The 14,135-nt window shown below is 71.4% G+C and carries 12 protein-coding genes; 3 read left to right on the top strand and 9 right to left on the bottom strand.

The window, feature by feature from the left end; all coding sequences use genetic code 11:
• Nucleotides 1-132: 132 nt before the first annotated feature.
• The 7 genes from ABT061_RS47885 to ABT061_RS47855 form a co-directional block, all read right to left on the bottom strand.
• Nucleotides 133-1,668: an FGGY-family carbohydrate kinase gene (locus tag ABT061_RS47885; RefSeq protein ID WP_350930380.1), complete on the bottom strand. Its 1,536-nt coding sequence runs from the start codon at nucleotides 1,666-1,668 to the stop codon at nucleotides 133-135.
• Entirely contained in the window at nucleotides 1,665-3,347 is a 1,683-nt protein-coding gene (locus ABT061_RS47880; protein WP_350930379.1) for a glycerol-3-phosphate dehydrogenase/oxidase, read from the bottom strand. Before ABT061_RS47880 ends, ABT061_RS47885 begins: the two co-directional genes overlap by 4 nt.
• Nucleotides 3,348-3,416: 69 nt before the next feature.
• Nucleotides 3,417-4,304 (bottom strand): 3-hydroxy-5-phosphonooxypentane-2,4-dione thiolase, encoded by an 888-nt coding sequence (lsrF, locus tag ABT061_RS47875; RefSeq protein ID WP_350930378.1) that lies wholly within the window; start codon nucleotides 4,302-4,304, stop codon nucleotides 3,417-3,419.
• Nucleotides 4,297-5,310, bottom strand: coding sequence for an ABC transporter permease (locus ABT061_RS47870; RefSeq protein ID WP_350930377.1), 1,014 nt, complete (start codon nucleotides 5,308-5,310; stop codon nucleotides 4,297-4,299). Before ABT061_RS47870 ends, lsrF begins: the two co-directional genes overlap by 8 nt.
• Nucleotides 5,307-6,266 carry an ABC transporter permease gene (locus ABT061_RS47865; RefSeq protein WP_350930376.1) on the bottom strand — a complete coding sequence of 320 codons (960 nt, stop codon included), beginning with the start codon at nucleotides 6,264-6,266 and terminating at the stop codon, nucleotides 5,307-5,309. Before ABT061_RS47865 ends, ABT061_RS47870 begins: the two co-directional genes overlap by 4 nt.
• The gene (locus ABT061_RS47860; RefSeq protein WP_350930375.1) at nucleotides 6,259-7,803 is read right to left on the bottom strand and encodes a sugar ABC transporter ATP-binding protein; all 1,545 of its coding nucleotides are present in this window, start codon (nucleotides 7,801-7,803) and stop codon (nucleotides 6,259-6,261) included. Before ABT061_RS47860 ends, ABT061_RS47865 begins: the two co-directional genes overlap by 8 nt.
• A gap of 28 nt (nucleotides 7,804-7,831) precedes the next feature.
• Nucleotides 7,832-9,016 (bottom strand): ABC transporter substrate-binding protein, encoded by a 1,185-nt coding sequence (locus ABT061_RS47855; protein WP_350930374.1) that lies wholly within the window; start codon nucleotides 9,014-9,016, stop codon nucleotides 7,832-7,834.
• Nucleotides 9,017-9,240: 224 nt separating this feature from the next.
• Between ABT061_RS47855 and ABT061_RS47850 the strand changes: the two genes are divergently transcribed.
• Nucleotides 9,241-9,978 carry a GntR family transcriptional regulator gene (locus ABT061_RS47850; RefSeq protein WP_350930381.1) on the top strand — a complete coding sequence of 246 codons (738 nt, stop codon included), beginning with the start codon at nucleotides 9,241-9,243 and terminating at the stop codon, nucleotides 9,976-9,978.
• Here the strand turns inward: ABT061_RS47850 and ABT061_RS47845 are convergent.
• Entirely contained in the window at nucleotides 9,960-10,496 is a 537-nt protein-coding gene (locus tag ABT061_RS47845; RefSeq protein ID WP_350930373.1) for a GNAT family N-acetyltransferase, read from the bottom strand. The two genes, ABT061_RS47850 and ABT061_RS47845, sit on opposite strands and share 19 nt — an antisense overlap.
• Before the next feature lie 108 nt (nucleotides 10,497-10,604).
• Here ABT061_RS47845 and ABT061_RS47840 point away from each other — a divergent pair, with 108 nt between their 5' ends.
• The gene (locus ABT061_RS47840) at nucleotides 10,605-11,822 is read left to right on the top strand and encodes an FAD-dependent oxidoreductase (RefSeq protein ID WP_350930372.1); all 1,218 of its coding nucleotides are present in this window, start codon (nucleotides 10,605-10,607) and stop codon (nucleotides 11,820-11,822) included.
• Nucleotides 11,823-11,887: 65 nt separating this feature from the next.
• Complete coding sequence (locus tag ABT061_RS47835; protein WP_350930371.1) at nucleotides 11,888-13,219, top strand: class II 3-deoxy-7-phosphoheptulonate synthase; 1,332 nt, start codon at nucleotides 11,888-11,890, stop codon at nucleotides 13,217-13,219.
• A gap of 142 nt (nucleotides 13,220-13,361) precedes the next feature.
• On the opposite strand, the gene trxA is transcribed toward ABT061_RS47835, so the two are convergent.
• A complete protein-coding gene (gene trxA / locus ABT061_RS47830; protein ID WP_030908921.1) occupies nucleotides 13,362-13,733 on the bottom strand; it encodes a thioredoxin in 372 nt (123 codons plus the stop codon).
• Nucleotides 13,734-14,135: the final 402 nt, after the last annotated feature.

Below are 14,135 nucleotides of genomic sequence, written 5' to 3'. Positions count from 1 at the left end.
CCCACCGCCCCGCCCGCGTCCGGACGGCTCCGCACCTCACCCCGGCCTGGTCACGGCCCGGCGCCCGCGTCCCGGGTTCCCGGCAGGCGCCCGGCGGCGGCCGTGACCGGCCGGCCCGGCGCCCTCCCGGCCTTACCCGGCGTCGGCGGGACCGGCCGTGCGGTACCGATCGACCTCCGACCAGGCGGACGACATGCCGGCCAGCGTCCGGTCGAAGACCTCCGAGTGCCGCAGGTACGCCTCCCGGTGGGGGCCTGGAAGCACGCACAGGTCGTCCTCGTCGCTGACCGACCACGGCTGGAGATCGTGGCCGAGCGCGGCGGGCAGCAGCGAGGCGACGCCGCGTGCTCCCAGCTCGCTGGTGAGCTGACGGCGGACCGGCCGCCCCAGCACATCGGCGAAGATCTGCGCCCAGACCTCGGATCGGGCGCCGCCACCGGCCAGCCGCCACGGCCGGTCCCCGATGTCGGCTCCGCTGGCCAGGACCCGGTCGAGCTGGACCCGGTGGTACTGGGCGACCCCCTCGATGACCGCGCGGGTGAGATGCCCGCGGCGGTGCACGCCGGAGATGCCGAGGAAGGTCCCCGACGCCGCGGGGTGTTCGGGGGCTCCGTTGACGAAGGGCAGGAACAGCAGGCCCTCCGCGCCCGGCGGCACCATGGCCGCCTCCCCGAGCAGGTCCGCCGCGAGCAGGCCGCCGACCTGGTCGTGCGGCACCGACGCGCACGCCAGCCATTCGAGGTTGGCGGCCGAGGTCGGCGCGACCTCCATGGCCAGCATCGTGGCCGGGTCGGGCATCAGCGCGCTCATGGTGACCTCGGGCGCCGGGGTGCGGGCGGGCACCACGGCCCCGTTGATGGCCCACGTCCCGACGATGATCGTCACGTCTCCGAGGCCGCGTCCCCCGGCGCCGAGCGTCGCCGCCACGCAGTCCATGCAACCGGCGATCACCGGCAGTCCCTCGGGGAGTCCGGTGCGTGCCGCGGCCTGGGCGCTCAGCCCGGCGACCACGTCACTGGACTGGCGCAGCGGAGGGAACCGGTCGAGGTCGCTCGCCGGCAGCCCCACCAGCTCCAGCGCCGTCGGGGTGTAGGCGCGGGTGTCGAGGGCCACCATGCCGAAGGCGCTGGCGTCGCTGTAGTCGGCGCTCGGCACACCGGTGAGCTGCGCGGTGACCCAGTCCTTGCAGGACAGTGCCCACCGGGTGGCCCGGTAGCTCTCCGGCTCGACGTCGTGCAGCCAGCGCAGCAGCACGGCGGGCTGCGCGGCCCACGGGATGGAGCCGGTCTCCCTGGCCAGCCGCCTGGCCTCCCGCTCCGGGATCGCGTCCACGATCCGCTGGGCCCGGCTGTCCGACGACGCGATGGCGGGCCCGACCGGCCTCAGGGCGGCGTCGACCGGATACAGTCCGTTACCGTGGGCCGCCACCCCGATGCCCGCCGGGGTGTATCCGTCGGCGGCCAGCTTCCCGGTGAGCTCGCCGAGCAGCGCCATGACCGTGTCGGCCAGCCCGAGCATGTCGACGTCGTGACGGTGCGCGGTCACGCTGGTGCGGGGGGTGCGGGCGTGCACGACGCCGAGTTCCCGCCCCTCGGTGTCGAAGGCAGCGACCTTCGAGGCCGTCAGGCCGATGTCGACACCGATATAGCACGTGTCCGGGGCTGTCACGAGGTCCTCCTGTCGCTACTCCGCAGTGTGGCCGACGGGGTGGCCGACGCTGTGGCCGACGTGGCCAGAACCCGCGGCCTGAAGCGCCGCAGTTCGGCCTCGTAGCCGGTGATCTCGGCGCGGGCCCGCCCTTCGTCCCAGCCGAGGTGACGTACGGCGATGTCGGCGCAGGCCGCGGCCGCCTTCAGGCCCATGTCGGGCCCGAGTCCAATCAGGGTACGTCGTAGCAGGATGTCCCCCAGCGTCACGGCGCCCTCCTCGCGCACCGCCATCACCACCTCGGCGGCGAGCGCGCCGGTCTCCTCGTCGACGACCTCGGCGAGTGTGTCGTCCGTCTCAGCGAGTTCGAGCACTCTGCGGGCCCGTACGCCGTAGACGTCGAGCAGCCGGCGCGACTGCGCCGGGGTGAGCGGCGAGGAGCGCATGAAGTCCGCGCTGAAGGTCGGCCAGTCGGCGGTGTCGGCTCCGGGGAAGGCCCGGGAGCGGGTGAGGCAGCGCCGGCGAGTGCGGCCGAGCGCGCGCAGCACCGCGTCGGTGACGTCCTCGGCGAGGGCGCGGTGGGTCGTCAGCTTGCCGCCGATGACCGTGAACAGCCCCGGGTGGGCCGGAGCGTGGCTGTGCACCGTGTGCCCACGACTGATCTTGGCGTTGTCGGAGATCCCGGCGGTGTACGGCAGAGGCCGGACGCCGGCCACGCTGTAGAGCACGTCGTCGGGGGTGAGGCCGGCGTTCGGGAAGATCCGGTTGGTCTCGGCGAGCAGGTAGTCGATCTCCTCGTCGCTGGCGACGACCTCGTCGAGATCGTCCTCGTAGGTCAGGTCCGTGCTGCCCAGCATGTAGCGCCCCTCCCAGGGGAGGACGAAGATCGGCCGATGGTCGGCGGCCGCCTCGAAGAAGATGCAGGTGTCGGGCGCGCCCGGGAACGCGTCGACGACGATGTGGCTGCCCTTGGTGCCGCCGTTGAGGCGCCGGCTGGCCACCTGCCCGTCGAGGATCCTGTCGATCCACGGGCCGGCCGCGTTCACCGTGACCGCGGCCCGGATCTCGGTTCGCGCACCGGAGGCGTTGTCCTCGACCCGTATCCCAGCGATCCGGTCGTTCTCCACGACCAGCCCGGTGACCGTGGTGTGGGTGAGCACCCGCGCGCCGAGCCGCCGGGCGTCGAGGAGCAACTCGACGCAGAGCCGCTCGGCCCACGGCACCTGCGCGTCGGGGAACAGCGAGGCCCCGCGCAGGCCGCGCCTCGACAGCGTGGGCCACCTGCGGGCCACCGTGCGGAGGGACACACTGCGGCTGCGGCCGTGCCTGCGCCCCGTCGACAGGACGTCGAACGCGGCCAGGCCAAGCCGGATCAGCGGGCCGGGCCTGCTGTCACCCGCGTAGGAGGGGATCAGCATGGGGTAGTCGCGAACGAGGTGCGGGGCGTTGCGGAACAGCAGGTGCCGCTCACGGATCGACTCCCGCACGAGGTTGACGTCGTAGCGTTCGAGGTACTTCAGCCCGCCGTGGATCAGCCGGCTGGACGTGCTCGACGTTCCCGAACCCACGTCGGCGCGGTCGACGACGACGACACGCAGGCCACGGGTGGCGGCGTCACGGGCTATGGCGAGCCCGTTGATACCGGCTCCGATGACGGCGAGGTCGACGACGTCGTCAGATCCGGCTGGTTGTTGCGACATGGGAGCTCCCGGGAGATGACGGGACCGGGCCCCGGCGGTCTCGCGCCGGGGCCCGAGCCCCAGAAGGGGTCAGGACGCGGTGCCGGCGGCCGAGTGGTCCTTGAAGAGCTGGTATGCCTCTTCGGGCTTCACCTCGTCGTGCACGACGGCGCGGATCGCCGCGAGCATGCCGGCGGGGTTCTCGCTCTGGAAGATGTTGCGGCCCATGTCGACGCCGGCGGCACCCTCCTGGATCGACCGGTAGGCCATCGTCAGGGCGTCGAGTTCGGGCAGCTTCTTGCCACCCGCGACGATGATCGGCACCGGGCAGCTCGCGGTGACGGTCTCGAAGCCCTCCTCGACGTAGTACGTCTTGACGATGTGCGCGCCCATCTCCGCGCTGATCCGGGTGGCCAGCCGGAAGTAGCGGGCGTCGCGGACCATGTCCTTGCCGACGGCGGTGACGCCGAGCACGGCGACACCGTGCCGCTGGCCGGCGTCCACCAGCGCGGCGAGGTTGGCGATCGACCGCGACTCGTTCTCGCTGCCGACGAAGACCTGGATGGCCACGGCCGCGGCGTTGAGCCGTACCGCGTCCTCCATGTCCAGGGCGATGTGCTCGTCGGAGAGGTCGCGCAGCACGCTCGGGCCGCCGCTGGCGCGCAGCACGATGCCGGCGTCGGTGGCCGGCGGGATGCTGGTGCGCAGCACGCCCCGGGTCAGCATGATCGCATCGGCGTTGGGCACCAGCGGGGCGATGTTGACGTCGATGCGCTCAAGGCCGGCCATCGGGCCGAGGAAGTAGCCGTGGTCGAACGCGAGCATCACGGTCCGGCCGGTGTCGGCCCTGAAGATGCGCGCGAGCCGGTTCTGCAGGCCCCAGTCCTGGGCCTGTGCGCCCTTGACGTGGAAGCCGCCGGTCACGGAGGCGGCGCCGCCGAAGTCGCGGGCGTCGAGCAGACCGTCGGTGTCAGCCATGGGTGTTCTCTCCAGTGGTTGTGGTGGTGACGGCCGCGGGTCGCGGCCGCCGTCGGAAACGGGAGGATGTGCCGGCGACGCGGTCACCACCGCCGGCGAGGAAGAGGACCAGCAGCACCAGACCGCCCTTGAGCAGGTTCTGCGCCGCACTGCTCCAGCCCACGAGGTTGACCAGGCCGTCCAGCAGGATGAAGAAGAGCGCGGCCCCCCAGACACCGACGGGCACGGCCCGCCCGCCCGAGATGAGCGTTCCGCCGATCACGACGACGGCCACCGAGTCGAGCAGGTAGCGCGTGCCGAGGTCCGCGGAGGGCGCGATGTAGGCGGCCAGCAGGGCTCCGGTCAGGCCGGCCAGCGCGCCGCTGGCCAGGTAGGTCACCGCGATGATCCGCGCGACGGGGATTCCGGCGCGCTCGGCCGCCCGGCGGTTCTGCCCCACCGCGATCAGCGAACGGCCGTAGATCGTGCCGCGCAGCAGTGCGATGACCAGGACGGTCACCACCGCGATGGCCACGGCGAGGATGGGGATGCCCGCCGGGCGCAGGTTGAGCAGGCTCCGCAGTCCCGGATCGGGCACCGCGCTGAAACCGTTCGCCAGCGACAGCGTGCCCGAGGAGGCGATGAGCCCGGCGGCCAGCGTGGCGATGATCGGCGGAACGGACAGGCCGAGGATCGCCACCGTGCTGATCGCCGCGATGACGAGACCCACACCGGCGCCCGCGAGGATTCCCAACGTCGCCGAGCCGGTGGACGAGGCCGCCAGGACCGAGACGAATCCGGCGAGGGAGATGATCGGCGCCACGGAGACGTCGATGTTGCCGGGACCTGCGGTGATGACGAGCATCTGCCCGAGTCCCACGATGACCAGGTAGGGCGCCAGGGACAGGGCCAGGGAGACCGTCTGGCCGCCCCCCTGACCTGAGATGGCCAGGATGATCAGCCAGACGAGCGCCGCGGCGGCGAAACCCCAGATCCACGGACGCGCAACGAGCGCGCGGATGTTCATCGCAGCACCTTTCCGACCAGGACGCGTCCGGCGAGCACGGCCAGGACGATCACGCCTTGAACCGCCGACTGCATGTTGGTCGGCACATCGAGCAGGCTGAGGACCACGCTGACCAGGCCGAGGGTCACGCCGCCGACCACCACTCCCCAGGGCACGGCGCTGCCGCCGTGGAAGGAGCCGCCGCCAAGGATCACCGCCGCCACCGTCATCAGGGTGTAGCTGGAGGCCGACGAGACGTCACCGCCCCCGGTCTGGGAGGCCAGCACGAGCCCGGACAGCACGCCGAGCGCGCCCGCGGCGGTGTAGGCGATGGCCCGCGACGCCAGCGGGCGCAGGCCCGCCCGCTCCAGGGCCACCGGGTTGCTGCCCAGGCCGCGCATCCGGACCCCGAGGGTGCTGCGCGCGCTGAGCAGGTAGACCAGCGCGGCGACGAGGAGGATCGGCAGCAGCGGCGCCGGGAACCCGGCGGGCTGCCACATGCCGAAGGCCGCCAGCCACTCCGGGGTCGTTCCGCCGGGTGTCGGCAGGACGAACATGCCCAGCCCCAGCCAGACGAACGACGCGCCGAGGGTGGCGATGAGCGACGGCACCCTGCGCAGGTGGATGAGAACGCCGAGCACGGTGTAGGAGGCGACGAGCCCGAGCAGGATCAGGACCCCGACGAGCGGGGAGGTCACCAGCCTGGTCGCCGTGATCACGGTGACCAGGCCGACGAAGGTACCGATGCCGAGGTCGATGTCACCGACCGCCATCAGCGTCATCTGGGCCTGGGCCGCGATGACCAGGGGCACGGTCGCCGAGAGGACCAGCGACAGCCCGGCCACGCTCAGCACGTCCGGCTGCAGCGACGCGCAGACGGCGATCATCGCGATCATGGCGACGGCGCTGACCACGGCCGGGGCCGTCCGGCGCATCCGCGCCCGGCTCGGCAGGGCCGGCACGAGAGTCTCACTCATGGTTCTGCGCTCCATCGGACTCGGCGAACGAGACGGCGATGATCCTCTCCTCGGAGATCTCCGCCCCGGCCAGCTCGGCGACCACCCGGCCGGCCCGGAAGACGTAGACCCGGTCGCAGTGGGCCATCTCGGCGTTCTCGCTCGAATACCAGACGACGCTCCGGCCCTGGGCCGCCTCCTGGCGGATGAGGCCGTACAGGTCGGTCTTGGTGTGCACGTCGACTCCCCGGAAGGGGTCGTCGAGCAGGACGAGGTCGGCCGCCGAGGCGAACGCCCGGGCGACGATCACCTTCTGCTGGTTTCCGCCGCTGAGCTCGGTCATCGCCGCGTCCGGGCCGCCTCGGATCGCGAGACGATCGACCCAGCTCCGCACGACCGCGCGCTCCTCGGCGGGGCGGCGCAGACCTCGGCGCGCGATACCGCGTGCCGCGGTCACCACGAGGTTCTCCGCCACGCTCCACAGCGGCAGTACCCCGGAACGCTGCCGGTCGCCCGGCACGTACGCCCGGGTGCCGCGCACCTTCGTGTCACGCCGCACCGGGTGCCACAGGCGTTCGAGCACCTCCTGCTGGCCTTGACCGGCCAGCCCGGCCAGGCCCACGACCTCACCCGCGCCGACCCGTACGGAGACGTCGCGCAGTCCGGGACCGGTGGCGCCGCGCAACTCCGCCAGCACCGGCCGATCCCCGGAGGCGTCCTCGGCGGCCGTGATCCGCTCGTTCCCGGTCCTCGCGGCGACCTCGGCCCCCATCAGGGTCAGTACGTCGTGCTCGCCGAGTCCGCTCGCGGGCCGTTCGGCGATGACCGCCCCGTCGCGCAGCACGGCGACGCGGTCGGCCACCGAGAGGACCTCCCGGATGCGGTGCGAGATGAGCAGCACGGCCACGCCGCCCGCGGTGAGGGTGCGGACGTAGTCGTACAGCGAGCGCGCGGCGTCCGGGCCGAGGGACTCGGTGGGCTCGTCGAGGATCAGCAGGTCGAGCCGGTCGACCAGGCTGGCCCGGACGATCTCGACCATCTGGCGCTGGGCCAGCGACAGGTCCTCGATCCGGTCGCCCGGGGCCACCCCGTGGCCGGGGAACATCTCGTCGAGCCTGCGCCGTACGCCGTCACCGGCCGCCCGCCGCCAGCCCAGCCGGGGAAGGCAGTGGCGTGAGGAGACCCAGATGTTCTCCGCGACCGTGAGGTCGGGGCAGAGCGACGTCTCCTGGTAGGCCATCCGCACGCCGCGGAAGTCCCCGGCCCGTGGCCCGGCCTCGCCCGAGGCGTCCCGCCCGCACACCGTGACCGTGCCCTCGTCGCAGGCCTCCAGCCCGGCGAGGACCCGCATCAGCGTGCTCTTGCCGGCTCCGTTGTGGCCGACGAGGCCGAGCACCTCGCCGGCCCGTACCTCAAGGTCGACACCGGTGAGGGCCCGGGTGCGCCCGTACGTCTTGGTCACGCCCCTCGCGATCACGACGGGCTGCTGCTCGGACGGTCCCCCGCCTGTCTCCCGCGAAGCCGCGAGCGGCTTGGCGGCGAAGTTGTCGACGTGCATGAGGCGGCCTCCTCCGTGCCTTCCCCGCCTAACCGGCAGCCGTCGGGATCGGCGGCTGCACCGGCGCTCCACCGGTCTGCACGGCCTTGACCTGCTCGCGGAAGAGCTCACGCGTCCAGGGCCAGGCGGCGTACTCGTCGGGCTTGAGGACGGAGGCCCAGGCGTCCCGGTCCTTCTGCTCGACCAGGACGATCGGGAAGGTCATGTGCTTGGGGATGTCCCGCTTCTCCAGCAGGTCGAGCGCCTGCCACAGCGCGGCGACCGACTGGCCCGGGTCGGACATGACGGCCACCGAACCGTTGTCGATCTTGTTGTCCTTCCAGTAGCTCAGCGCGCGGCCGTTGGTCTCGAACGTCACCGCGGGAACCGGCTTGCCCGCCGTGGCGAAGGCCTGGGCGACGCCGTAGCCGTCGCCACAGCCGACGACGCCGTCGACCTTCGGCACACTCGACAGCACGCCGAGCACGGCCTTCTGCGCGGTGGCGCCGTCACACATCCCGTTCACCGTCGCGACGGTCTTCACACCGGGGTACTCACCGAGGATCTTCTTGGTGGTCTCGAGCATCTCGGCCTCGGGCTGCGAGCCGACGACACCCCGGCTGACGATGACGTTGCCCTTGCCTCCGATGCCTTCCAGCAGCGGCTTGGCCGCGTAGGTGGCCCAGTCGACGAAGCTGTTCTGCAGCACGTAGGCGCACTCCGACTCGATCGCGGAGTCGAAGACCACGACGGTGACGCCCGCGGAACACGCCTGCTGGATGACCGGCTTGAGCGCGGTGGGCGAGGCCGGGTCGATGAGCAGGGCGTCCGGCTTCTGCAGCAGGAGGCTCTTGATCTGGGCGACCTGCTCGGTCGCGGAGTTCTCTCCCGGCGCGTTGACGACCTTGTACTTGCTGATCAGGCCGTCGGCCTGGGCCTGGCCCGCCGCCGCCTCGAATTTGGCGATCATCGTCTGGCGCCAGCCGTTGCCGATGAAGCCGTTGCTCAGGGCGATGAACGGCTTCTCACCGGAGGTCTCCGCGGCGGCGCCGCCGGAGGTGCCGGCACCGGAGTCACCGGAGCCGCAACCGGCCGCCAGGACCGCGAGGGCGGTCAGTGACGCCGCCGAGGCCGCACGCCAGTGCCGGGATGTGGGACGGATACGCATCATGGTCTCCAGAGAGGGCAGGTCCGCCGAGGCGGTGCGAGTCGAGGCCGTGAACTCATCGCTCATAGGGGGCGTAGCGGCGTAGTCATTACAGACCTGTAGTGACAGGTACGCTAAATCCACGTTACGTGGATGTCAAGAGCCTCTTTTGTTCCTGCTCAGCGGGTAGGTAGACGGGAATCCACTCGGCGCCACCGGATTCCTGTCACGACAGGATCACCGTCCTGTCATGACAGGTCTGCCCATATGAAATGCTTTCCTGGACGCCCCCCGAGGAGGTTTCCGTGACGATGACGTATCCGCGCCTCGACCGCGACGGAACGGAGCCGCTGTGGATGCAGCTGATGCGCGCACTGCGGGCGACCATCGAGAGCGGTGAGTTCGGCGCGGACCGGCCGCTGCCGTCGGAGGCCGAGCTCACCGACATGTTCGGGGTCTCCCGAACCGTCGTCAGGGAGGCCCTGCGCGAGCTCGTGCAGCAGGGCCTGATCTATAAGATCAAGGGGCGGGGCGCCTTCGTCTCGCCACGCAAGACCGAACTGAACTTCATCGGGTCGATGTCCGGCTCCGCCGACGACCTGCGGGAGTCCGGCCGCCGCGTGACCACCCGGACCATCCGCCAGTCGCTCGGCGAGGCCGACGAGCGGGAGGCCGCCCTGCTGCGGATCCCACCCGGGGAACAGGTGGTCAGGCTGCGCAGGCTCCGGCGCGTCGACGGGCAGCCCTGGCTGCTCGTCGACACCGCCCTGCCCGCCCGCCTGGTGCCCGGCCTGGAGCGCGCCGTGCTGGAGAACCAGTCACTGTACGACCTGCTGCGGCGGCGCTACGGGATCGAGCCCGCCGCCGCCGACCGGTGGATCGAGGCCGCCTTCCCCAACCGCGAGGACGCCGCGCTGCTCGAGGTCTCCACCTCGACGCCACTGCTCGGCATCGAGTCGGTCGCCTGGATGCCCGACGGCACGCGGTTCGAGGCCTACTACGCGCTGCACCGCAGCGACCGGACACGGTTCTACGTCGGCATTCGCTGACCGGAGGGCGCCCCGGCCGGCGCGCCGAGGCGGAACATCTCCAGCTCGAGGCCGTAGAAGCGGCCGGTCAGTCCGGCCGGGGTCATGCCGAGCCTGCGGCAGACGGCCATGGAGGCGTCGTTGCCCGGCATGACGAGGGCGTACACCTCCTTGATCCCGGAGGCGAAGCCGCGTTCCACCGCACCCCTGGCGGCCTCGGTCGCGTAGCCGTTCCCCCACGAGTCGGGGTGGAGGTGCCAGCCCACCTCGATCTCACCGTCCCCGCCGACGATCGGCTGGAACAGAACGGTTCCGGCCGCGACCCCGCTCTGCCGGACCTCGACGGCCCAGACACCGAACCCGCGGTCCCTCCGGTTCAGGGCGTGCCAGCGATCCACCGTCGCCGTCGCCTCGAAGTCACGGGGCGGCAGCCAGCGGGTGACCTCGTCACGGGTGTAGATATCGGTGATCCGGTCGAGGTCGGCGCGGTCGTGGGTCCACTCGCGAACGACGAGGCGTTCGGTCTGGTAAATGGTCATACGCCTACTTTGGCCCAGCCAGGCCGGCCGCGTGCCCGCGAGGAAAAGAGCGCGCCCGCTGTTCTCTTCGGCGGCATCCCGTGCCAGAATTTCATGGGGTGATGAATTATGACTCGGAACACGTGTGTGATCGCCGGGGGCGGTCCCGCCGGGGCGATGCTCGCGCTACTGCTGGCCAGGGCCGGCGTCGAGGTGACGCTCCTGGAGAAGCACGGCGACTTCCTGCGCGACTTCAGGGGCGACACCATCCATCCGTCGACCCTCCAGGTCCTCGACGAGCTCGGCCTGGCCGAGGAATTTCACCGGCTCCCTCACCGCAAGGTGTACGGGCTGGAGCTCCAGACCGACGACACCACGGTGCCGGTCGCCGATCTGTCAGGACTTAAAGGCAAATATCAGTACATCGCCTTCGTGCCGCAGTGGGAGTTCCTCGACCTGCTGACCAGTGCCGCCGCCAGGTATCCGAACTTCCACCTCCTCATGGGGTCCGAGGTCCACGGAGTGATCCGCGAAGGCGACGCGGTGCGCGGGGTGCGCTACCGGGACGCCTCCGGCGAGCACGAGCTGCGCGCGACGCTCACCGTGGCCGCCGACGGCCGCCGCTCCGACGTGCGTAAGGCCGCCGGGCTGGTCCCCGTGGAGCACGGGGCCCCGATGGACGTGGTCTGGTTCCGGCTGCCGCGCGAGCCCACCGACTCCGAGTCGGCGTTCCTGCGAGTGTCGGCGGGCCACCTGATGGTGTCGATCAACCGCGAGACCTACTGGCAGCTCGCCTACGTGATCCCCAAGAACGGCTTCGAGGCACTGCGCTCGGCGGGGATAGCGGCACTGCGCGAGCAGGTCGCCAGGCTCCTGCCCTTCCTGGCGGACCGGGTAGGGCTGCTGTCCGGCTTCGAGGACGTCAGCGTGCTGTCGGTCGCGCTCAACCGGCTGCGCCGCTGGCACCGGCCGGGGCTGCTGATCATCGGTGACGCCGCGCACGCCATGTCGCCGGTCTTCGGCGTCGGCATCAACCTGGCCGTGCAGGACGCGGTCGCCGCCGCGAACCTGCTGGCCGGACCGCTCGCCGCCGGGGCCGAGATCCCCGAGTCGCTGCTCGCGAGGGTCCAGCGGCGGCGCACCCCGCCCACCGTGATCACCCAGTTCGCCCAGCGTGTCGTCCAGAACCGGCTGATCCGGCCGGCGCTGACCGAGCGCACCCGCCCGGTGCGGCTGCCGGGCGACATCGCCCGCCTTCCCGTGCTGGGCCTGCTGGCCAGACGCTTCATCGGCCTGGGCGTCCTGCCCGAACACGTCGCCGACCCCTCGGGGTCTCACCAGGCATAAAGACCTTCTCACCATGTGGACAATCGGGTCCGTTCGCACAGCCGGTTGCAATAGCCTGGTATGTCGTGAGCATCAACCTCGATTCCTGGCGGCAGCTGCCTGCGGCGCAGCAGCCCGTGTGGCCTGACCGCGGCGAGCTGGACAAGGTCGTCACCGAGCTGAAGGGACTCCCGCCCCTCGTCTTCGCGGGCGAGTGCGACAACCTCAAGGCGGACCTGGCGGCGGTGACACGGGGCGAGGCCTTCGTCCTGCAGGGCGGAGACTGCGCCGAGACCTTCGCCGGCGCCACCGCCGACGACGTGCGCAACAAGCTCAAGACGCTGCTCCAGATGGCGATCGTGCTCACCTACGCGGCCAAGGTCCCCGTGGTGAAGATCGGCCGCATGGCCGGGCAGTTCGCCAAGCCCCGCTCGAAGAACACCGAGATCCGTGACGGCGTCGAGCTGCCCGCCTACCGGGGCGACATGGTCAACGGCTTCGACTTCACCGCCGACTCCCGCATCCCCGACCCGGGGCGGCTGCTGCGCGCCTACCACTCCTCCGCGGTGACGCTCAACCTGGTCCGCGCCTTCACCAAGGGCGGCTACGCCGACCTGCGCCAGGTGCACGCCTGGAACCAGGACTTCGTGGGCGAGTCCCCGGCCGGCAAGCGCTACGAGCAGCTCGCCCGCGAGATCGACCAGGCGCTGGCCTTCATGCGCGCCTGCGGGGCGGAGCCCGAGGAGTTCCATACCGTGGAGTTCTACTCCTCGCACGAGGCGCTGATCCTCGACTACGACCAGGCGCTCACCCGGATCGACTCGCGGACCGGCCGGCCGTACGACGTCTCGGCGCACATGGTCTGGATCGGCGAGCGCACCCGCCAGCTCGACGGCGCGCACGTCGAGTTCTTCGCCAGCATCCGCAACCCGATCGGCGTCAAGCTCGGCCCGACGACCAGCGCCGAGGACGCCCTCGCGCTGATCGAGAAGCTCAACCCCGACAACGAGGCGGGGCGGCTGACCTTCATCACCCGGATGGGCGCGTCGAAGATCCGTGACCACCTTCCCGAGCTGGTGGAGAAGGTGACCGCGAGCGGCGCCCAGGTGGCGTGGATCTGCGACCCCATGCACGGCAACACCTTCGAGGCGCCCAGCGGCCACAAGACCCGCCGCCTGGACGACGTCCTGAACGAGGTGGCGGGCTTCTTCGAGGTGCACCGCGCGCTCGGCACCCACCCGGGCGGCGTCCACATCGAGTTCACCGGCGACGACGTCACCGAGTGCGTGGGCGGCGGTGCCGAGATCGTCGAGGACGACCTGGCCCGGCGCTACGAGACGGCCTGCGACCCGCGTCTCAACCGCGGCCAGTCGCTCGACCTGGCCTTCCGGGTGGCCGAGCTCTACCGCTCGGCCTGACACCCGCTCCCCTCGCGGCCCGGGCCCCTTTGAAGGGGCCGGGCCGCGAGGAGGTCCGACTCCACGCGAACGATCGAGAATCCGCGAAGGGACTCACAGGTTCGCGGAGGCGATCCCCGAGCGGACGAAGGCCCGGTCCGGGTCAGCCCTTCTGGACACCGAGTTCGTTGGCGAGCTCGGCGCGGATCGCGTCCATGTCGAGTGCGCGGACCTGGCCGATGAGGTCCTCCAGAGCGGGCTCGGGCAGCGCGCCCGGCTGGGCGAAGACGACGATGCCGTCCCGGATGGCCATGATCGTCGGGATCGACGTGATCTCGAATCCCTGGGCGAGGGCCTGCTCGGCCTCGGTGTCGATCTTGCCGAACTTGATGTCCGTGTGCTTCGCGGAGGACTTCTCGAAAATCGGCCCGAAGGTGCGGCACGGTCCGCACCAGGCCGCCCAGAAGTCCAGCAGGACGATCCCCTCATCGGCGATGTCGTTGAAGTTCTTCTCGGTTACCTCGATGGTGGCCACCGTTGGCTCCTTCTGTCGTTCACATCTGTTTGGCTGGCATAACCACTTCCCGCCCGCGAGCATTCCATCCCGCCGGCCTCCGTCCCCCTCGAACCGGGTGACCTGGGAGGCCGCCGCCCGTGGGGGGCCACGGGACCCGGGCTCGCCGCGTCCCCGGTGTTCACCGGCCCGGCGAAGACATCGGCCGCCCCGGCCGGGGTGCCCCCATGATCGTTTCCCCGGTCGTCGCGGAGCCGCCCTGCTCACCGGCCTGGCGGCCTGCCGGGAGGAGAACGGGCGATGGCCCGGTGCCGATCGGCACCGGGCCAAAGCCACGAAGCCCATCTCGGCCAGCGGCGGGAGGGCAACCGGGGGAGGCCGACGAAAACGCGGGCGTGGTAGGATCGGCGGGAGGCGAAGGGC

Source organism: Streptosporangium sp. NPDC002544 (assembly GCF_040295965.1).
Lineage (GTDB): Bacteria > Actinomycetota > Actinomycetes > Streptosporangiales > Streptosporangiaceae > Streptosporangium.
This window is presented reverse-complemented; position numbering and strand designations above follow the sequence as displayed.